This window comes from Dendronalium sp. ChiSLP03b (assembly GCF_034531165.2).
Lineage (GTDB): Bacteria > Cyanobacteriota > Cyanobacteriia > Cyanobacteriales > Nostocaceae > Dendronalium > Dendronalium minutum.
Map to the genome: position 1 here is coordinate 1 of NZ_JAVRBR020000009.1, position 20,551 is coordinate 20,551.

The following is a 20,551-nucleotide window of genomic DNA, read 5'->3' on the forward strand; positions in this document are numbered from 1 at the left end:
CAAGATTCTGAAACTTTGATTGAGTCAAGCTTTGAGCCTTTATTTTCTAACAGTAACTAAAATTTATAGCCAAAACTTAGAAATTAAAGCCTCGAAAGGCTTTCAGCGATTGGGTTCTCCCAAAGTGATAAAAGAGGGATAGTTTGAGTTAAGCAAACAGTGGCATTTAGAGCTTTAAATACGTAGATGCCCTTAAGGCAAGCGATCGCTAGACTGAATATTGTGTTTGACTTGACAGCTTCAGTGCGTTAACCAGAATCTGCTAATTTGTGATTGAGAATTAGAGGAACTAATTGATAAATCAACTGGTCTTGCGGAGGTAAGATATGCTGAGGAGCGTAAAAGTAGGTGTTAGTAACACCAATTAGAAAATCATTGCGACAGATGAATTTACAGAACCCAGATGTAGAAAGTGATTCCTAATCCACCATCCAAAATCCAAAATTGTATAACTTTTATATTTAATATTAGAGTTTAAAATCACCTTTTGATGGTAAACTAATGCGGCAAAGTCCGCTCCGATAGTATAAAATGCGCGAATAACTTGGCTGTGGCGTGTGGTGGTTTTTGAGGATGACAGTTTCGCTTAAAGATAATTTAAATTGGTTGCGAGTGCGCCGCTACTGGGAATTGCTGCAAGTCTTAGTATCGCGGAATCTGAAAGTGCGCTATCGAGGGTCTTTTCTGGGAGTTTATTGGTCGCTTTTGAACCCGTTGATTATGACGGGGTTGTACACTGCTATTTTTGGAGCTGCTTTTGCGACGTATTATGGTAATTCCATACTAAACTACATGTTGGCAGCCTTTACGGGACTAGTAGTAATCAATTTTTTCTCAGCTTCTACAATGCAAGCTTTGAGTAGCGTGGTAGCAAACGGGTCACTTCTAAATAAGATTCGACTGCCAGTCAGCATTTTTCCAGTATCAATGATTGCAGCGAATGTATTTCAATTTGCAGTCGGGGTGTTTCCGTTGCTGGCAGTGATGACTTTTATTAATTCCAAGAGTTTAGTAAATGTCCTGGCGCTGGTGTTCCCAATTTTAGCGCTAATTTTGGTTTGTACAGGGATTGGGTTTTTAGTAAGTGCTTTATACGTATTTTTTAGAGATTTGCCTTATTTCTATGAGTTGGTTGTATTTGTGTTGTGGATTAGCAGTCCTGTGTTTTATCCAGCAGCTATTGTTCCAAAGGTAGTACAGCCTTTTTTAGGTTTAAATCCTTTATCTCCGATTATTGAAAGTCTGCGTCAAATAACATTATCAGGATTGCCACCCGATTTAGGTTTAGTTTGGGGTGCTTTGCTCAGCGGCATTATTATTTTGCTACTTGGATGGACTTGTTTTCAGTTGTGGCGACATCAGTTTATGGATTTGCTGTAAATGGAAGTAATTCGCCTGGATGAAGTTTCGCTTTGGCGACGAACTCAAGAAGAGTTTTCTTACGATCTCAAAAAAACGCTGTTATCTGTTTTTGAGGGTAAATATCGCCAACCAGCTAAAAAATTAGTATTAGACAAAATCAATTTAGTCGTAGAAAGAGGAGAGAAAATAGGTATTGTCGGGGCAAATGGTTCTGGTAAATCAACACTTTTAAAAATAATCTCTGGGATTCTTAAACAAACCAGCGGAACCGTCAGGGTACGAGGTCAAATTGCGCCGTTGATCGAACTGGGAGCAGGTTTCGATGCAGAAATTTCTGTGATGGACAATATTCTGTTATATGGAGTATTGCTTGGTTTTTCTAGAACTGAGATGCGAGGAAGAACGCGGTCAATTTTAGAGTTTGCAGAATTGCAAGATTATGCATTAGTCCCTGTCAAGGGTTTATCTTCTGGTATGGTAGCAAGGCTGGGATTTGCCATTGCCACAGATATACAGCCGGATATTTTGATATTAGATGAAGTATTGTCCGTAGGAGATGAAAGTTTTAAAAATAAGTGTAAGCGAAGAATTGAACAATTTTGGGATCATAATGCAACTGTATTAGTAGTCTCCCACGATCTAAATTTTGTCAAACAATCATGCATTCGCGGAGTTTGGTTAGATCAAGGTAAAATACGCTTTATGGGAAATGCCGATGAGACTGTAGACTGCTACTTGAATTCATTAAATCCAATTTAAAGTAAAGTAGATGACATGACTTTATACACTTTCGGAAATTTCGGGAACATGGGACAGCTTGGAAGTTTGATAAATTTTATGACAGCAGCAAAGTTTTATTAATCAATGGCTATTGAATCATCTCAATGGTAATGTGAATCGTATCAATACACGATAGTGGGATGCTTCGACAAATCGTGGAAAAAAGAAATTCCATTGAAAATATTTCGTAATAAAACTAAAGATGAGAAGCGGACAATGTTTGAAGCAAATAATCCTGAAATTAATGTCGATGTCTTGATGCAGAAGATTCGTGAAGAGGTAACTCAACGTCGAAATTCCTATCAGCCAGTTGCTTTGAACTCCATTAAGTTTAAAAGTTCCACAGTAAAATATAATGTTAGTCACATTGAAGCTTTGTTACGAGATGCAGAATCCAGGGCTCATGTCCGAACGAAGTGGCCAGACAAGTGGAATCGATTTCCTTTCAACTTCAGTCGCGTTATACAAAAAATAGCTCTTAAAATACTTAGTTTTATATTTAAAGACCAACGAGAAGTTAACTTCAATTTAATTCTGTCTCTCAAGGAGTCTTTGTTACTTAATCAGCAACTAATTGCAGAAATAGCAAATTTGCGATCGCAGATTGAGCAATATGCGTTCCCCATCGAGAAGAATATAACAGCGATAAACAAGCGATTGGATACAGTCGATGGTCGCCTACAAGCATTTGAAGAGTCTCTGAGTACAGTGGATGGTCGGCTACACGCATTTGAAAAGTCTTTGAGTACAGTGGATGGTCGCCTACAAGCATTTGAAGAGTCTATAAGTATAGCTGATAGTCGTCTACAAGCATTTGAAGAGCGTTTACATACTGTCGAAGAATTATTAGGTACTAAAGTTACACAAAACTTACCACCTTTTCTAGAAGCTACTCAAGAATCTCACATTAAAACAGCGATTTCTTTGTCTAAAGCGATCGCTTTGTCTACAATACCAATCGAAGAACATTATCAGTATGATAAAAAGGATTTATTCTACTATTTATTTGAAAATGTATTTCATCTTGCTGATGTAGTCAAAGAAAAACAGAAAATTTACCTGAAATATATTAATCCTGATATTAGTAAGTTATATCGTTTTTTGGATGTAGGATGTGGTAGAGGTGAATTTTTACAAAATCTTACTGAAAATAATATCAAATGTATAGGTGTTGATTTAAATAAATTGGAAGTTGACAACTTAAAAAAAGGTGGATTTGATGTATATGAAGCAGACATATTGGAATATCTAGAAAGTCATCACGAACAATATTCTGGTATATCTGCATTTCAAGTAGTCGAACATTTAAATATTGAATACATTCACAAGTTTCTGAGTATTTCATTTGAAAGACTGGTTAATAATGGAGTAATCATAATAGAAACAGTCAACCCTCATAGCTTATATGGGTTGTCAAATTTTTATCAAGATCCGACCCATATTAAACCCATCCCTCCTGAAATGCTGAAATTTATATTAGAGTGGCACGGGTTCAAAAAAATCGAAATAATTTATTCTTCTCTTTTACCTAAAGTTACTCGGATATTCCGCGATGAGAAAATGAATTATCAAGATTATGCGGTAGTGGGGTACAAAAAAATATAATTTTTTTCAATATATGTTTTGATATGTATTGACAATTTATTTAATTATCAGGAGATAAATAATGAAAAATATTGCTATTTTAACTCCTTGTATTACAGAGGGCGATGCAGTTAGCCATGATGTGATGGGGATGTATAATTGTTTGAAAAAACACGGTTATAAAGCACAGCTATTTGCAGATCAATGGCACGCCTCTAATAAAAATAATATAAAACATGTAAGTCAAGTTAAATCTTTCATTAGAAATAAAGAAGATATATTAATTTATCATTATTCTGTTGGTTGGGATATTGCTCTTGACATTATTAATAATATTAATTGCAATAAAATTATTAAATATCATAATGTAACTCCTGCTGAGTTTTACGAGGGTATTAATGCAGATTATGTTAGTGTATGCCGCTTAGGAAGAGCACAATTAAAATTGATTGCTGACATATATAGTGCTTTGTATTTGTCTGATTCCGAATACAATGCAGATGAATTGCATTCCATGGGTGTTTCTCAAGAAAATAGCTTGGTTCTTCCGCCATTCCATCATATTGATGATTTGCAATATATTGATGCTGACATTAGTGTTTTAGATAAATATACAGATGGAAAAATAAACATTTTAATGGTCGGTCGTCTTGCTCCTAACAAAGGACACTCTACTTTAATTGATGCTTTTGATGTTTACCACAAAAATTACAATAAAAATAGTCGCCTGATAGTTGTTGGAAATCAAGATGAACGTCTCAACATTTATACTACACGTCTTTATGAAAAAGTTAAGTATTTAGGTTTACAAGAATCAGTAATCTTTACAGGAGGAGTTTCTACTGCAACTTTAAAAGCTTACTATCTTGCTTCTAATGTATTTATGATTACTAGTGAGCATGAAGGGTTTTGTGTGCCACTAGTTGAATCTATGGCAATGAAAGTGCCAATTGTAGCTTATGGCTCAACCGCTATTCCTTATACAGTTGGAAAAGCAGGTTTGGTTTGGGAACAGCCAGATCCTTATTTCCTGGCTGGATCTGTAGACTGTATAGCTAGTAAAGAATCCATAAGTGCCACTCTCGGTGAGATGGGATGGCGGCGCTACCAAGAAATTTTTACGAATGAACAAATCGAATCTAAATTTATCAATACGATTAAGAGTATAGAATGAAACAGGTTGCTATTGTTGTTCAGAGAAATCATGAAAGTATAGTAGGAGGCTCAGAAGCTTTAGCATGGCAGTATGCTAATTTGCTCAGTGATGAATTTAAGGTCGATATAATTACAACAACTGCATTAAATTATACTAATTGGGCTAATGAATTACCTCAAGGTTCTGAAACGAAACAAGGTATAAATATTCATCGCTTTCCAGTTACTATAGGTCGAAGTGACTACTGGCACAACCTGTATCAGAGACTTTTAAGAGAGTTTCACAAACCCAAGTATAGCCAAATAGAAAATAGCCAAATAATACCTTGGAGTATCGCACTTCAGGAAGAATTTATTCGTCGTCAAGGTCCTTATTCACAACCTTTGCTATCGTTTCTAAAACAGCGATGGAGTGACTATCAATCTATTATTTTTACAACTTATTTATATCCAACTACTTACTTTGGAATACCTCAAGTCCCGCCTTCTAAAGTTTTGCTAGTACCAACCCTCCACGACGAACCGACTGCATATTTAACTGCATATAAATACATGGCTTGTAAGGCACGCTTTTTAATCTGGTTAACTAATGCAGAAAAACTTTTAGGAGAAGAGTTATGGGGAGAACTACCTGGTAGGGTTGTGTCGATGGGTGTAGAGACAACTCCTTATAGTCCTTTTCAAACAAATTATCCATATATTCTTTACTCTGGTCGTATTGATTCAAGTAAGGGATGTAATGAGTTAATCAATTTCTTTATTGAATTTAAAAAAGATATCTCCTCTAATTTAAGATTAATTTTAACCGGAAAGAATGAAATAGAAATACCAAATCATCCAGACATTGATTTTAAAGGTTTTGTTTCACCAGAAGAAAAATTTCAACTCATGGCTGGAGCATCTATTTTTGTTATGCCATCACCGTATGAAAGTTTTAGTATAGTAACTTTGGAAGCAATGGCTCAATGCACGCCAGTATTAGTTAATGCCTCATGTCAAGTTTTAGTTGAACATATTGAGCGTAGCAGTGGCGGCAAGATGTATCATAACTATGAAGAATTTTCTATAGCGATACAAGACATGATGGCAGATCGGAATAAACTGGCTGCAATGGGTAATTTGGCAAGAGAGTATGTAGTCTCTAATTATGCGTTTGATAGCGTTAAGAATAATCTAACGGAAGTGATTAAATTATGCTTGTAAGAATTTACTTTAAAACCATATATCCCTTACCAATACATTTCTAAAAAATCATTAATAATTATATTTAGGTATTAAAGCAAGTAAATATGAGTGAACCATGCGTACAAACAATCTAATGAACTAATAAAATTATTTATAAAATTAATCATGACTATATGACAAGTCGTTTAATTGTGGTAATAATCCCAGTTTTTAATGATTGGCATTCTTTAGATATATTACTGAAATATCTAGATGAAGCTTTGAATGGTACAGGAATTCAATGTGAAATTTTAGTTATAAACGACGCATCGACCATAGCCACTCATGATAGTTTGATACTTGAAAGTTTTCAAACTATCAAAAAAGTTAATTGTTTAGAATTGAAAAGGAATTTAGGCCATCAAAGAGCTATTGCCATAGGATTAGCCTATGTTGAAGCCAATATTTATTGTCAAGCAGTTGTTGTAATGGATGGGGACGGAGAAGATGCTCCACGAGATGTAATAAAGCTCATTGAAAAATGTAGTGAAGAAAAATATCAAAAAATAGTATTCGCTAAAAGGACTCAACGTTCTGAAACTCAGATATTCAAACTATTTTATTTAATTTATAGATTATTTTATAAGCTATTAACTGGTCAAGATATTCGGGTAGGAAACTTTAGCATTATTCCTCATAAATTATTATCCCGAATTGTAGTTGTATCAGAAATATGGAATCATTACACGGCTGGAATTTTGAAAGCGAAGATCCCCTGGACACAAATTCCTTGTAAACGTGGTGTCCGCCTAGCTGGACAGTCAAAGATGAAATTTGTCTCCTTAGTAATACATGGACTCAGTGCAATTTCAGTATATGGAGATATTATTGGTGTTAGATTATTAATTGGAACCTTATTAGTAATGTTATTTAGTTTAATTTTAATCAGCATCGTTGTACTCGTTAGAGTAGCTATTCCTAACTGGGCACCTTACGTAGCAGGACTATCTTTCATCATACTGTTACAGTCTATGTCTATATCTCTCTCTTTTGTTTTTCTAATTTTGAATGGAAGAAATAACTTTGGTTTTTTGCCACAAAGAGACTATCATCATTTTATTTTAGAACTACAACAATTGTTTCCCAAAGCTTAGCTGCGCTGAAAATTTTATCAAAAGTCAAATAATTTAAAAAAATTAAATAACTGCTATAAAATTATGACACTGGGACTCGATCGAAACAAAAGTAAAATTTTAATAACAGTATTAGCTTTTTTTTGTATTGTTTTTGCTTTTAGCTTATTAATTATTAAAAATTTTTCCGATCCAATGGTTGGAGACGGTGATATAGAACAATGGGAGTATACAGGATTTTACCTGGAAAAGAATATAAGCTTTATCCCATTTCCTAAACTGAATCTTATTAATAATCAGGTCTTTTATCCTTATGGGACTAACAGTGTTTTCCAGCCTTGGTCTGTTGAAAGAGATATTTTTTATGCGATCGCTCACTCGCTGTTTGGGATTGGTCCCTGGATACAGTTTTACTATCTTTTCAGTGTGTTGCTGACAGGTATCGGAAGCTTTATTCTACTTGTTAAAGATTATGGTTTTACCCGCGCTAGTGGAGCTGCATTCATAATTCCCTTTTTTAGTTTCTATGCAATTCATAAATATCCCCATCATCTCAGCTATTCAGTGTTTCATTGGACTGCACTCAGTTTAATAGTTGATTTTCTTATTGTAAAAAGAGTGACATTGAAGCAACATGTATCTTTAATGCTCATTTTGCTAAGAGCTTGTTTGCTTATTCTATCACTAGGTCAAGAGTTAGCGTACATAGCTGGTTTTGCCTTAATGTCATTTACAATTTCGACTATTTTTATCACAGTATTGCTTAGTTATAGATATTATAAAAACAAACATAAGAGCTTAGTAAGCTTGATTCAAAGTGCGGCAGAAAATTATAAAATAGAGTTTTTTGCCTACCCTCGTTTATCTTTAGCTTTATTAGGGTTAACTGTGACTGCAAGCTTTGTTAATTTACCTCTAGTTATCCAAATTACGAGGGAAGCAAAAAGCTATGACTTTACAGGAGTTTCTAGTGTAGCTTGGTGGGCTAATCCTCTCAGAATACTCCTTCCTTTTCTGCCAAACTTTAACCCAGGACAAGGGAATCTCGATCAATTCTTTGGAGATTTACCAGAAGGTTTAGGTGCTGGTAGTCCTGGTTGGTTTTTACTGATCATTGCATCTATAGGACTATGGCAGGGACGCAAACAAATTACTATTTTTATACCTCTGCTGATAATTTTCCTACTTTGCCTTTTTTACCACCCAGCTAATTTCCCTATACTAAAGATATTTCCCTGGTTTGCCTTTAATCGTGTTCAAGGTCGCTGTACTGTTCTCTACCCGATTATATTTTGCATTTTTGCCCTAAATATCAATCTTAATGGGTTGCGTTTATATATTAGACAGTTTCTCTCAGCACTATTAGTAATTTTGGCTTGTACCGAACTCTATACAGCCTATTCACTCAAGATCAACTATCAGCCTTACTCATTTGACAAGAGCTTCTTTCAATATATGAACTATGTCAAGAAGCAACCAGGAGAAGCAGTTCTAGATTGGCCATTTTGTGCAGTAGGAGGTAATGGAATAGGTGGGAATAGTCTTTGTCCATACTATTCAAAAAATGGCTCAATTTTTGCTTTGAGAAGATTTCATGAAAAAAAAGTTCTTGGACAGTACTTTGGTCGTTTACATCCTTCCCAAATAGAACCGTATATTGAGGCAGGCTGGGATAAAATGTTTATTCCTGACAATCCAGATATTTTCAAAGCTAGTCGTCAAAAACGCTGTTTTAGCTCAGATGAATGGTCTTTTTTCACAGATTTTTATAAATTTAATGATTTTGTAGGAATTAACCTTTATATAGATTTGTTGCCTCAAGATTGTGTTGAAAATTTTTATGAACGCTTTGGCAAGCCAACTGTGGCAACCAAAGTGCCTGAAGTCGGTTTGGTAACATTTATCCCTAAATCTCTCGAATTAAGAAATAAAGTTGATTTAAACTTAGGTAATAGCCTGAAGTTTGAACCAGTTTTAGATTTGTCTGAGGCTGATTTATTTAAATTTGAATTACCTTATGGTTTAGATATAAATGGGTTGAACTACATTGAAAAAAACTCTCAAGGCAATACATGGCGCTGGAGTTTAGGATCAGAAACTTTGCTTGGGTTTAAGTTACCAAACTCTAAATCACTATCTCTAATTTTTAGCTTTGTAAATCCGATTAATCATCAGGACGTGGTTGTGGAATCTAATGGAGTAATTTTGGAAAAGCTGGTTAATATCAGCGAAAATGCTATTATTCAGCGTAAACTTAAATTTAAAAGTATGAAGGGTTTAAATACAGTAGTTTTTAGGTATAAACATTGGAATCATGGGCAAGTTACATTTGCAGCAGGCGATATGCGAAATCTAGCTGTTAATTTTACGCAACTTGCAATTGAAGAGAATTAGCAAGCTAAATGTAATAAGGAATGCAAAGGATATTTCTGTGAGTCCACAAGAATTTTTGTTACTTATAATGTCAGTCCTAGCCAGTGTAGGAGGACAGTTTTTTTTAAAAGTAGGTGCGCTGAAGTTAGGTAGAGTACATGCAGGAAATGCTGTTAGCCATATTCTCAGTATAATTACAACGCATGAACTTGTAATAGGGCTGACCTGCTATGCTCTGGGCGCTGTAGCTTATATCCTCCTATTAACTAGAGTCAATCTAAGCGTTGCTGGTCCATCCGTATCATTAGTTTATGTTTTCTCGGTGTTATTGGGTTACTTCATTTTCAGAGAAACCATTTCCCTAATACGTCTAGTGGGTTTGAGTTTAATTGTGAGTGGAGTGATATTAGTAGTCTGGCAAAAATAAACTTATATTACCAACGTGACAAAAAAAGCTCTCATAACCGGCTTAACCGGACAAGACGGTTCTTATCTTGCCGAACTTCTCATAGCAAAAGGCTACCAAGTATTTGGTTTAGTCCGCCGTTCCAGCACCAGCAACCTAGAACGTATTACCCACCTTTCAGGCAACATTCAAATCGTGTCTGGCGACCTCCTCGACCAATCATCCTTGATGGATGTAGTGAGTGACTGCCAACCCGATGAAATTTATAACCTTGCTTCCCAAAGCTATGTTCCACTCTCCTGGACACAACCAGCTCTTACCGCTGAATATACAGCACTTGGTGTCTCGCGTTTATTAGAATCTATTCGTCGCTGCAAACCGGATGCTAAATTCTATCAAGCTTCTAGTAGTGAAGTGTTTGGTCAACCCGACGAATCTCCCCAAACCGAACGTACTGCTTTTCGTCCCCGTAATCCTTATGGTGTTGCTAAAGCTTATGCTCATTGGATGACTGTCAACTATCGTCAAAAATATAAGCTTTATACCTGCTGTGGTATCACTTATACTCACGAATCGCCTCGACGTGGCACAGAATTTGTATTTCGCAAAATCACACATGCAGCTGCCCAAATCAAACTCGGTCTGGCAAATGAACTAAAATTAGGTAACCTTGATGCTCGCCGTGATTGGTGCTATGCCAAAGATGCTGTTTACGCTATGTGGCTGATGTTGCAGCAGGAAAAACCCAACGATTACATCATCGCTAGTGGTGAAACTCACTCTGTCAAAGAACTTGTTGAGTGCGCTTTTAACTCTGTTGGTCTAAACTGGCAAGATTATGTCTCAGTTGACCCCGCTTTTTACCGCCCTGACGAACCCGTACAGTTGGTTGGTTGCATTGATAAGATTAAAACAGAGATTAGTTGGCAACCTCAGTACTCTTTTAATCAATTAGTTGAGTTAATGGTTGATTACGATCTCAAAAAATTAAGTAGCTAGATAAGCTAACTTCCCAATTATGACAACTTAAACATTTGACAAAGCATACAACAATAAAAAATACTCAAGAAGAAGTCTATGTAGTTTGTTAACTTATAATTTTTCTTGAGTATTTTTTCATGTTAATTGTAATAAAAAGAAATTTTAACTAGGTTTTCAAATGAGGATATTTATAGATTGTACTCACACGGCAAAAAATACATATAAAAATACTGGAATCCATCGAGTGGTTCGCGAACTAACATCTGAACTTTTGAAAATAAATTCTAGTAGACCAGATGTAGAAATAGTAGTGGTTATGTTTGATGGTACATCCATGCGTAGGGTGACTAAACTTAATCCGTCGAATTACAGCAATCTCACTAAAAGGAACTCTTATCTGGATCTAGTAAACAAAATAAAAAGTAAGATTCAGATACTTTTTTCTAAAGTTAGAAATAAATTTATCAATTTAGTTTTAAATATATCAACATTGATTTCTACTTTAGATTTAAATAAGGATAAAAATATTTATATTGAATTTGAAGGCTATAAAATACAACCAGAAGATGTTTATGTGATCGCTGATGCTAACTGGGATTTACCTAAAACATACTACAGATTTTTACAGATTTTAAAACGACATAAAATTACTCTTGTAATTATCTGCTATGATCTCATACCAATAAAATTCCCAGAATTCTCTTCGCAGAAATTTACTAAGGTTTTTACAAAATTTTATAGAGATTATTCTCCCTTATTTGATAAAGTTTTGTGTATCTCTAGAAATAGTATGGAAGATTATAAAAATGCACAGCAACAGGGTATTTTACCTAGTAATAATCCCAATTTAATAGTCAAAAAATTTCGTTTAGGATGTGACTATTACAATCATGATAATTCGCTCAATTTAGAGAATAACGATTTTAATAAAGATTTCAGCGAACTACTAACTAAACGCTATATATTGGTTGTAGGAAGTTTAGTTCCTCATAAAAATATCAAAGCTATTATAGAAGCCTTTGATTTATTAGTAAATTATAATTATAAAGACATATATTTGCTATTTGCAGGTAATAAAGGTTGGCACTCAGAGACTGATGCATTAATAGAATCTAATCAAATGTATGGCAAGTTAGTACACATACTAGGTTCAGTTACCGATGCTCAGCTAAAAGTTCTTTATAAAAACTGTTACTGTCTGGTTCAAGCCTCTTTCTATGAGGGATTTGGACTACCTGTTGTAGAAGCGCTGCAATATTGTAAACCTGTAGTGGCTAGCACTGGCGGATCTTTACCTGAAGTAGGAGGTGACTTTTGTATATATTTCAATCCTACTCAACCAACTGAACTATACCAAGCTTTAAAAAAGCTACTTGATTCAGATATTTACTACAATAATTTGGTAGAGCGGATCGAAAACGAATATAGACCATTCTCATGGCAAGAATCTGCTGAAGAATTTCTCTCTTATTTATGTAGTTAAATTAACTTGCAATAAAAGATTAAAAAGTTGTTAGTCAATCTTTCTTTTCTCTCTACAAAACCTACAGGTATTACAACCTACGCTTTAAATCTACTTCCGAATCTACAATCTTTCAAACCGACATTACTAACTTCACAGCTTATTCCTAAGTATGACTGTTATTCAATTTCATCAAACTTAACACCAGACCAAGGCACAAAAGGACATTTTAATCGCCTTGTTTGGACGCAATTTCAACTTCCACAAATCTATAAACAGTTGCGATCGCAGCTCTTATTTTCCCCACTACCGGAAGCACCGCTATACACCAACTGTCGTTTTGTCGTGATGTCACACGACCTGATACCGTTGCGCTTTCCGAAACGTTTTTCACCGTTGACACCCTACCACCGCTATTACATTCCCCAAGTTCTCAAGCAAGCGCAACACATAATCTGTAATTCTCAAGCTACAGCTAACGACATCATTGACTTTTATCAAATTCCAGTCAGCAAGATTACCCCCATCCTCCTTGCCCACGATCGCACTCACTTTCGTTTTCTCAATCTACCCAAGGGCAACTACTTTCTTTATATTGGTCGCCAAGACCCTTACAAAAATCTCCAGCGACTGATTGCCGCCTTTGCTGCATTACCAAACAGCGATTATGAACTGTGGTTAGCAGGCCCCAGCGATGGGCGTTATACCCCAGTTTTACAAAAGCAAGTTGAAGAATTGGGGATAACTAATCGAGTGAAATTTCTTAATTACGTACCTTACAGCGAATTACCAAAGATAATTAATGGCGCGATCGCCCTTGTCTTTCCTAGCCTCTGGGAAGGCTTTGGTTTTCCTGTCCTAGAAGCAATGGCTTGCGGTACACCAGTTATCACCTCCAATCTCTCATCTTTACCAGAAGTTGCTGGCGACGCAGCAATTCTGGTTAATCCCTACAACACAGCAGAAATTACAGCAGCGATGCAGATGATTGCTACAGATTCAGGATTGCGATCGCGCCTTTCCACTCAAGGTATCGCTAGAGCAAATCAATTCAGTTGGGAAAAAACAGGACAAGCCACTGCCGAAGTCCTCAAACAATTCCTTTAAGAAATTGAGAATTCAGAAGAGAAAAGGTTAAAGGGTAAGGGGTAAAGATACAAAAGATTCCTTTTCCTTTTTCCCCTTCCCAGCCACGCCAATTCGGTCAGTGGAGGGAACCTCAGCACGCAACTGACTCCCCAGTCCCCAATCGCCAGTCCCCAGCCCCCAATTCTAAGGTGTTCCTACCGCCCCAGAGTAAACCAAACCCCGTTGCAAATCCAGCGTTAAAATCGCTCCATCTCGAATTACTTGCGTTGCCTTCTTCACACCGACAATCACAGGTACACCTAGACGCAAACCAATCACCGCAGCATGACTGGTCAAACTCTCTTCTTCTGTGATAATCCCAGCCGCTTTGCGAATTGCTTCCACAAAATCGGCACCTGTGCGGGGTGCAACTAAAATATCTCCAGGATTAAAGTTACTCGCTTCTAGCCCAGTGTGAGCTACTCTAGCGCGACCACTCACCGAACCTTGTCCGAGTCCAATTCCTTGACCTAGTACTGCTGTCACCACCTCAACCTTAATCAAATCTGTTGAGCCAGCAACCCCTTGGAGTGTACCAGCGGTCATTACTACCAAATCGCCCTCACTCAGTAACATCCGTTCTTGAGCTACGTTAATTGCAGCTTGAAACGTCTGTCCCGTGGAAGGTAGTCCCAATACCAACAACGGTTTTACTCCCCACACCAGTTGTAGCTGTCGCGCTACATTTACATGGGGTGTCACCGCCAAAACAGGTGTGCTAGGACGGAATTTAGAGACATTGCGAGCTGTTGCCCCTGTTTGCGTTAGCGTCATAATTGCCGCTGCTCCTAGTTGTTCAGCAATTTGACTTACGGCTTGACTAATTGCATTGGGAATCGAACGCCTAGTATCTCTCAGCTGACGTACTGTGGAGTGCGCCTCCTCTTGCTCAATGCGTTCGGCAATCCGTGCCATAGTTGCCACCGCTTCCACTGGATAGTTACCAACAGCAGTTTCATTGGAAAGCATCACCGCATCCGTGCCATCCAAAATTGCGTTTGCCACATCTGATACTTCGGCACGAGTAGGACGAGGATTGCTCACCATGCTGTCTAACATCTGGGTAGCCGTGATGATGGGAATCCCCAAGCGATTCGCCGTCGCAATCAACCGCTTTTGTAGTACGGGTACATCCTCCGCAGGCAGTTCCACACCCAAGTCACCTCTAGCAACCATCACGCCATCACATAAAGCCAGAACTGCCTCCATTTGTTCAATGGCTTCATGCTTTTCAATTTTGGCAACTACTGGCACTTGTTTGCCTGTGCTGGAAATTAGCTCTTTGATTTCGATGATATCTTGGGGGTTGCGAACAAAAGAAAGTGCTACCCAGTCTACGCCTTGATCTAGACCAAACATCAGATCCTCGCGGTCTTTGTCGGTCATGGCTTTAATTGATAAGTAAACTCCCGGAAAGTTTACGCCTTTGTTGTTAGACAGCTTACCAGCTACAGACACACGGCAATGCAGATCGCCTTTGTCACGGTTAATTTCCTCCACTGACATTTCTACTCGTCCATCATCGAGGAGGATTTTTGCACCTACGGGAACTTCTTCTGCTAAATAATCATAGGTGATGCAACTAATTTCTTGTGTACCGATTACCGGGCGATTTGTCAAGGTGAAGCGATCGCCTTTGGCCACAACTATAGAACCATTTTCAAACCGCCCTAAACGAATTTTTGGCCCTTGCAAGTCTTGGAGAATTGCCACTGGCTGATTTAGCTCAAAGGCGGTTTGTCGAATTAGGCGAATATTCCGCTGATGGTCGGCATGAGTACCATGGGAGAAGTTTAGCCGCAGCGTCGTTGCACCCGCTTCAATAATCGCCTTCAGCATTTCTGGGCTGCTAGTTGCAGGACCAATCGTAGCAACAATTTTTGTTCGGCGTAGAGAATCTCTTAATTGCATAGGGGCTGGTTCTAGGGAACTGTCTGGGAAATAGTGCTGAGTAGCAGAAGCAAGATTTTCATACTTTAGTTATGCCTAAAGGGGCGTGGGGTTCTATCTAGAAACTTATAGGAAATCAGGGGGTATCTAATATTCAGTCGCTACTATGTCCGTGACTCAAGCATTGAGAGAGGCAGCAAAAGATTAGGTTTGTAGGAGTAATTTTGAATGTGATATTGTTTATTTCCCTCTCTCATTCTCCCTAAGGGCTTTGGGATAGAGTAGATATCGTACATCAATCTGGGTTCCATCCACCCCAAGAGAGACTTTTTCCTATCAACTATTTAGTAACTAGTTGGCACACCCTACCGCTCAGCAAAGACTTTAGTCTCGTCTGGAATCATAGCGCTATTCATCTGCTGATAGGTAAAGATGTGGATAAATCTTGCTATACAAAACTTTGTAAAAGTTTATTAAAGGCTAATATTTATCGTATATTCGTAATGTTTGCTCAAGAAGGAGTTATGAATGCTCGCGTTGGAGGCACAGAAGTCACTGAAAGTCCCACCCAAAGAATTTTTAGCGCCTCCTGGTGATTTAAATCCTACATTGCTACTGTTTTTAGCAGCCGTGACAATGCTGGTATTATCTAACTTTGGCTATTGGCTTTGGGAATGGCCGCACTGGTTGTGCTTTAGCATTAACACTATTGCCTTACATTGTTCTGGGACAGTAATTCACGATGCCTGTCACCAAGCTGCCCATCGCAACCGAGTGATGAATGCAATGTTAGGTCACGGCAGTGCCTTGATCTTGGCTTTTGCTTTTCCAGTGTTTACGCGAGTGCATTTACAGCATCACGCTCATGTAAATCATCCCAAAGACGACCCAGATCATTACGTCTCTACAGGCGGCCCACTGTGGTTGATTGCAGTGCGGTTTTTATACCATGAGGTCTTTTTCTTCCAGCGGCGACTATGGCGTAAGTATGAACTATTGGAATGGTTTATCAGCCGTTTGATTGTGGGTGTAATTGTTTATATCTCAGTTCAATATCACTTTTTGGGTTACTTGCTCAATTTTTGGTTTATTCCGGCGTTTTTGGTGGGTATAGCACTGGGATTATTTTTTGATTATTTACCACATCGTCCCTTTGTGGAGCGCGATCGCTGGAAAAATGCCCGCGTCTATCCCAATCCAATTCTAAATATCTTGATTCTTGGTCAAAATTACCACTTAATTCATCATTTGTGGCCTTCCATACCTTGGTATAATTACCAACCAGCATACTATGTGATGAAGCCACTTTTAGATGAAAAAGAATGTTATCAAACTTCCGGATTATTACAAAAAAAAGACTTTTTTGAATTTGTTTACGACATTTTCTTAGGAATTAGGTTCCATGGTCACAAAGAATAACCCCAGTGATGAGATATCAGACTCCACCTATAGATCGGCAAGTCCGCGATCGCGAGTGATAATCATCGCATCAGTAGCAATAGCCGCCATCACCTCAGTATCGGGAAAGTACAGAGAATGTCTGTAAAGTAGCGGTAAAATAAGGCAATATCAATTAGGTTGTTGTGGAGAAAACCTATGAGCCGCAAACCTTACTCAACTGAAGTAACAGAGAAACCAACAGATAACTCAACAGATAACTCAAAGATAAAAATTTGGCTGTGGAGTGCTGTAGCACTTCTAATTACAAACTTTGTTGTAGTCGGGATTGTAGCGTTTTTGATCCACAGAGATAGTGTCCCATATAAGCCCAATCAATCAACTACTGAACAAAGGCAACTATAAGCGAAGGTTAACGAGATTCTCTTGGTAGTTGAATTCGCAAATTTTCTATTTTAGGTTCAGGAGAAATTATCTGCACAGACCAATAGCTCGCAACCATTAGAACTAATCCGGATAGCGCGCCTACTACTAAGCCAATCATCAGAGATTTATAACGAAAAATCGCAATAGTAGTATTGCTGCTGCGGTTAGCTAAAAGTGATGATGTTGGATTGTGCCTCAAAACTTGATTATTATCTTGTGGCGATGATGGGGTTTGAGTCCAGTCTTTAGCAGAATCTAATTCCTGAATTGACGTGTAGATATTGGTTGATGGTAAGAGTGTTTCTGGTAATGTAGTATCGCTGACTCGATCGCCTAAAAGTGGTGCTGAAATATTGCTATTAGTTAATTGTAAGAGTGCCTCTAGCACTTCTTTAGCTGACTTATATCGGTTTTGAAAGTGGTAATGCACCATTTTGTTGAGTACCAATGCTAACCCAGGGCTAACTCGTCTGAAATCTTGCCAAATAACTTCGCCTGTATTGGAATCTTCTGGCAACTGTGTCGGATGTAGTCCTGTAAGCGCTTGGATGCCAATCATACCCAAAGCATATATATCACTATTAGGGCGGGGTTTGCCTCGCTGTTGCTCGTTAGGCATATAACCCGGCGTACCGATTGCGATCGTGGTGTGTTGTTCAATGAGACTAGAGCTTGAAGTGTTTCCTTTACCTCTAGGCAAATGATTCCAAATTGGCTTAACAGCACCAAAATCAATCAAGACTAACCGATTATCCTGCTTTCGTCTTATGATATTGTTCGGCTTGACATCTCGATGGATTAGCCCGTAACTGTGAACAAAATCAAGGATACTCGCTATCTCTTGCAGTAGCTGCAAAACTTTGCTTTCAGACCAGCAGCAACCAGGCGATAGTTCTACACTCAGAGGATGCCCTTCAATGAACTCTTGCACCAAGTAGAACTCAAGGTTATCTTCAAAATCAGCTAAAAGATGAGGAACCAAGTCGGAGTCGCTCAGCTTTTTCAGGGCTTCTACTTCTCGGGTAAAGAGCCGTCTACGAATTTCTACTGGAATAGGATATTTACTGCTAGGTAAGAAATGTTTGATGATGCGGGTGGGATGATATGGGAGGTAGGTGTCGCGAACCATGTAGGTTTGACAAAATGCACCTTGACTTAAAACTTCAACAACTTGGTAACGCTCCCCTAGTAACTTGCTACTCAACATGTTACATTGTCCCTAACGGCTCTATTAAGTATCTTTACTTAAAAAATCTCTATTCAGACAAATTAATATATGCTTCTTATTGAGGAAGATACTTGTAAGTTGCTAGAAGCCCTATATAAAAATCACGAAGAATGCTTTGAGCAGTTGCAGAAGGTTTAGACAACATGTGAAATAAGCAGTAGAGCAAAAAATTCCTCTAAGTGCTTATTTTAGCTTGTTTAAAACTAGTTTAATTACAGGAAGATAAAGATGACTAATGATAGCAGAAAAAGCGTCCCACTGAGCCAAGATGCTGTACAGATGATCAGAGGTCTGGTTATTGGCGAACTGGTGACAGTTGCAATCATTGGCGGATTGTGGCTATGGCTCAGACCGCGGCTCCAAGTCGATAAAGAAGCTTTATCTTCCTCTGGCCAAGGTACAGAAACTGTCTCTTTTGCAACTTCTTCCAGCTTTAAATCTATAACTAATGTGCCCACAGGCTCATTTAACTACGGTGGTAGTACAGCCTGGGCACCAATTAGGCAACTCATAGATTCTCAAATTCAGTTCACTCGCCCCGAACTACAGTTGCGCTACGTCAACCCCACTAAAGATAGCCCTGGTTCCGGTTCGGGTATTCGCATGTTGCTCGATGGTAAATTGGACTTTACAGGCTCTTCTCGTCCTCTCACACCTGAAGAAGAAGAAATAGCTCGGCAGCGAGGTTTTACACTTGAGCAACGCCAAGTCGGCATTGATAGCGTAGCAGTAGTAGTCAACCCAGCACTGAAAGTATCCGGCTTAACTGTTGACCAGTTGCAGCAAATTTATCTGGGACAGATTACTAACTGGAAACAGGTAGGCGGTCCAGACCTTGCGATCGCTCCATTTTCCCAGAATCCAGAAGACGCAGACGTGCTATTGGTTTCTGGCAAGCGGGTTCTAGATAAGCAAGCTCTTAGCTCTAATGTGCAGTATGTCTACTCAACTACAGAGGCACTACGTCGTGTCAACCAAACCCCTGGCGGTCTATATTATGCGTCTGCCAGAGGAGTGGTAAGTCAATGTATGGTTAAGCCTTTACCTTTGGGTCTGACTTCCACACAACTCGTTCCCCCCTATCGCCAACCCCTAGTACCACCAAACGAGTGTCCGCAAAAGCGCAATCAGATAAACACAGAAGCCATTAAGGATGGTAGTTATCCAATTACTACTAAATTGTTTGTGATTATTAAGCAGAACAAGGGTCGGGAGCAGGAAGTGGGGGAAGCTTATACTAGATTTTTAGAAACTGAACAGGGGCAAAAAGCCATTGAGCAAGCTGGATTTGTCCCAGAAAAAAGTCAGAAGTCAATAGCCAGTAGTCAAAGACAGTAAAAACAAACACTGGAGGAGTAATGTTCATCTTCTCAAGTGTTATGGTCAAATAACTTTAAAAATGCACTAGCTCTCCATACCCTGGTGATGATTGAGTTTTACCAATGTTTCAAGCTGGCTAGCGATCGCCAATGTATAAACCTTTTGAGTATAAAACTCTGTGGCGTAACCTAACCCCTTGATATGAAGCAATTCACGCCAGCCTTCATCAAAGCTATGTTAAAAATTAATAATTTGAAAGCTCGCTCGGACTCATGACGGACGGGCAAAGTCAAGGAACAATTTTGTTCTCAAACCGATTTTGTTGCAACCTAATATTCATAGCAGGTGGTGAGCCGCCCATGGGGCTGTTCCTAAGAAACGAGATTGTTGATCTCAACTGGAGTTTAGACTCATACCCTGTGCGTATAGCAGAATTCAGGAGTCAAAAGTTAAACACCCTTCATCCCTCGCTAAAAGACTTAGCTTGTGTACTTCACTAACTTGAAATCCGCTGTCAGTCCTCATCAATTTAAATAAGCAAAACTAATAGCAGGTATTGTTGATACAAAAGTTAAAGTACTTGATTAACTTTTGTAAAGTAGTGTAAATTACTGTCACAAGCGAAAACAAACACGCTTGATTCATTCATAAAAAACAAATCGCAATTATAAAACCATGACAGCAACCATTCAACAGCGCCAAAGCGCCAACGTCTGGGATCGCTTCTGCGAGTGGATTACCAGCACCAACAACAGACTTTA

Annotated in this window: 18 protein-coding genes; 15 read left to right on the forward strand and 3 right to left on the reverse strand. The window is 38.3% G+C overall.

What is annotated here, in order from left to right; all coding sequences use genetic code 11:
* Nucleotides 1-573 precede the first annotated feature (573 nt).
* The 11 genes from RMY31_RS01675 (at nucleotide 574) to RMY31_RS01725 (ending at nucleotide 13,507) form a co-directional block, all read left to right on the forward strand.
* Nucleotides 574-1,380: an ABC transporter permease gene (locus tag RMY31_RS01675; protein WP_322664837.1), complete on the forward strand. Its 807-nt coding sequence runs from the start codon at nucleotides 574-576 to the stop codon at nucleotides 1,378-1,380.
* Nucleotides 1,381-2,121, forward strand: a complete 741-nt coding sequence (locus tag RMY31_RS01680; RefSeq protein ID WP_322664839.1) for an ABC transporter ATP-binding protein — start codon at nucleotides 1,381-1,383, stop codon at nucleotides 2,119-2,121. It begins immediately after the preceding gene.
* Nucleotides 2,122-2,316: 195 nt separating this feature from the next.
* Complete coding sequence (locus RMY31_RS01685; protein WP_409877085.1) at nucleotides 2,317-3,747, forward strand: methyltransferase domain-containing protein; 1,431 nt, start codon at nucleotides 2,317-2,319, stop codon at nucleotides 3,745-3,747.
* A 61-nt stretch (nucleotides 3,748-3,808) separates the two neighbouring features.
* Nucleotides 3,809-4,900: a glycosyltransferase family 4 protein gene (locus RMY31_RS01690; RefSeq protein ID WP_322664844.1), complete on the forward strand. Its 1,092-nt coding sequence runs from the start codon at nucleotides 3,809-3,811 to the stop codon at nucleotides 4,898-4,900.
* Nucleotides 4,897-6,084, forward strand: a complete 1,188-nt coding sequence (locus RMY31_RS01695; protein ID WP_322664846.1) for a glycosyltransferase — start codon at nucleotides 4,897-4,899, stop codon at nucleotides 6,082-6,084. The genes RMY31_RS01690 and RMY31_RS01695 overlap by 4 nt, the downstream gene beginning before the upstream one ends.
* A 155-nt stretch (nucleotides 6,085-6,239) precedes the next feature.
* Complete coding sequence (locus tag RMY31_RS01700) at nucleotides 6,240-7,199, forward strand: glycosyltransferase (protein WP_322664848.1); 960 nt, start codon at nucleotides 6,240-6,242, stop codon at nucleotides 7,197-7,199.
* 63 nt (nucleotides 7,200-7,262) lie between these two features.
* A complete protein-coding gene (locus RMY31_RS01705) occupies nucleotides 7,263-9,572 on the forward strand; it encodes a hypothetical protein (protein ID WP_322664850.1) in 2,310 nt (769 codons plus the stop codon).
* Between the two features lie 37 nt (nucleotides 9,573-9,609).
* On the forward strand, nucleotides 9,610-9,978 hold the full coding sequence (locus tag RMY31_RS01710) for an EamA family transporter (RefSeq protein ID WP_322664852.1): 369 nt from the start codon (nucleotides 9,610-9,612) through the stop codon (nucleotides 9,976-9,978).
* 15 nt (nucleotides 9,979-9,993) lie between these two features.
* Nucleotides 9,994-10,956 carry a GDP-mannose 4,6-dehydratase gene (locus RMY31_RS01715; RefSeq protein ID WP_322664854.1) on the forward strand — a complete coding sequence of 321 codons (963 nt, stop codon included), beginning with the start codon at nucleotides 9,994-9,996 and terminating at the stop codon, nucleotides 10,954-10,956.
* A 226-nt stretch (nucleotides 10,957-11,182) separates the two neighbouring features.
* Nucleotides 11,183-12,421 carry a glycosyltransferase family 1 protein gene (locus RMY31_RS01720; RefSeq protein WP_322664858.1) on the forward strand — a complete coding sequence of 413 codons (1,239 nt, stop codon included), beginning with the start codon at nucleotides 11,183-11,185 and terminating at the stop codon, nucleotides 12,419-12,421.
* A gap of 18 nt (nucleotides 12,422-12,439) precedes the next feature.
* A complete protein-coding gene (locus RMY31_RS01725; RefSeq protein ID WP_322664871.1) occupies nucleotides 12,440-13,507 on the forward strand; it encodes a glycosyltransferase family 1 protein in 1,068 nt (355 codons plus the stop codon).
* Between the two features lie 165 nt (nucleotides 13,508-13,672).
* Here RMY31_RS01725 and pyk read toward each other — a convergent pair whose 3' ends face one another.
* On the reverse strand, nucleotides 13,673-15,439 hold the full coding sequence (gene pyk, locus RMY31_RS01730) for a pyruvate kinase (protein ID WP_322664860.1): 1,767 nt from the start codon (nucleotides 15,437-15,439) through the stop codon (nucleotides 13,673-13,675).
* 507 nt (nucleotides 15,440-15,946) lie between these two features.
* On the opposite strand from pyk, the gene crtR reads away from it, so the two are divergent.
* Genes crtR through RMY31_RS01745 form a run of 3 tightly spaced genes read left to right on the forward strand, consistent with a single transcriptional unit; the run spans nucleotide 15,947 to nucleotide 17,221 of the window.
* Complete coding sequence (crtR, locus tag RMY31_RS01735) at nucleotides 15,947-16,837, forward strand: beta-carotene hydroxylase (RefSeq protein ID WP_322664862.1); 891 nt, start codon at nucleotides 15,947-15,949, stop codon at nucleotides 16,835-16,837.
* The gene (locus RMY31_RS01740; protein WP_322664864.1) at nucleotides 16,821-16,964 is read left to right on the forward strand and encodes a hypothetical protein; all 144 of its coding nucleotides are present in this window, start codon (nucleotides 16,821-16,823) and stop codon (nucleotides 16,962-16,964) included. Before crtR ends, RMY31_RS01740 begins: the two co-directional genes overlap by 17 nt.
* 50 nt (nucleotides 16,965-17,014) lie before the next feature.
* Nucleotides 17,015-17,221, forward strand: a complete 207-nt coding sequence (locus RMY31_RS01745; protein ID WP_322664866.1) for a hypothetical protein — start codon at nucleotides 17,015-17,017, stop codon at nucleotides 17,219-17,221.
* A gap of 7 nt (nucleotides 17,222-17,228) precedes the next feature.
* Here RMY31_RS01745 and RMY31_RS01750 read toward each other — a convergent pair whose 3' ends face one another.
* Complete coding sequence (locus tag RMY31_RS01750) at nucleotides 17,229-18,446, reverse strand: serine/threonine-protein kinase (RefSeq protein WP_322664872.1); 1,218 nt, start codon at nucleotides 18,444-18,446, stop codon at nucleotides 17,229-17,231.
* 252 nt (nucleotides 18,447-18,698) lie between these two features.
* Here RMY31_RS01750 and RMY31_RS01755 point away from each other — a divergent pair, with 252 nt between their 5' ends.
* Entirely contained in the window at nucleotides 18,699-19,808 is a 1,110-nt protein-coding gene (locus RMY31_RS01755) for a PstS family phosphate ABC transporter substrate-binding protein (protein ID WP_322664868.1), read from the forward strand.
* A gap of 66 nt (nucleotides 19,809-19,874) precedes the next feature.
* Here the strand turns inward: RMY31_RS01755 and RMY31_RS01760 are convergent, their stop codons facing one another.
* A complete protein-coding gene (locus RMY31_RS01760) occupies nucleotides 19,875-20,000 on the reverse strand; it encodes a hypothetical protein (RefSeq protein ID WP_322664870.1) in 126 nt (41 codons plus the stop codon).
* Nucleotides 20,001-20,551: the final 551 nt, after the last annotated feature.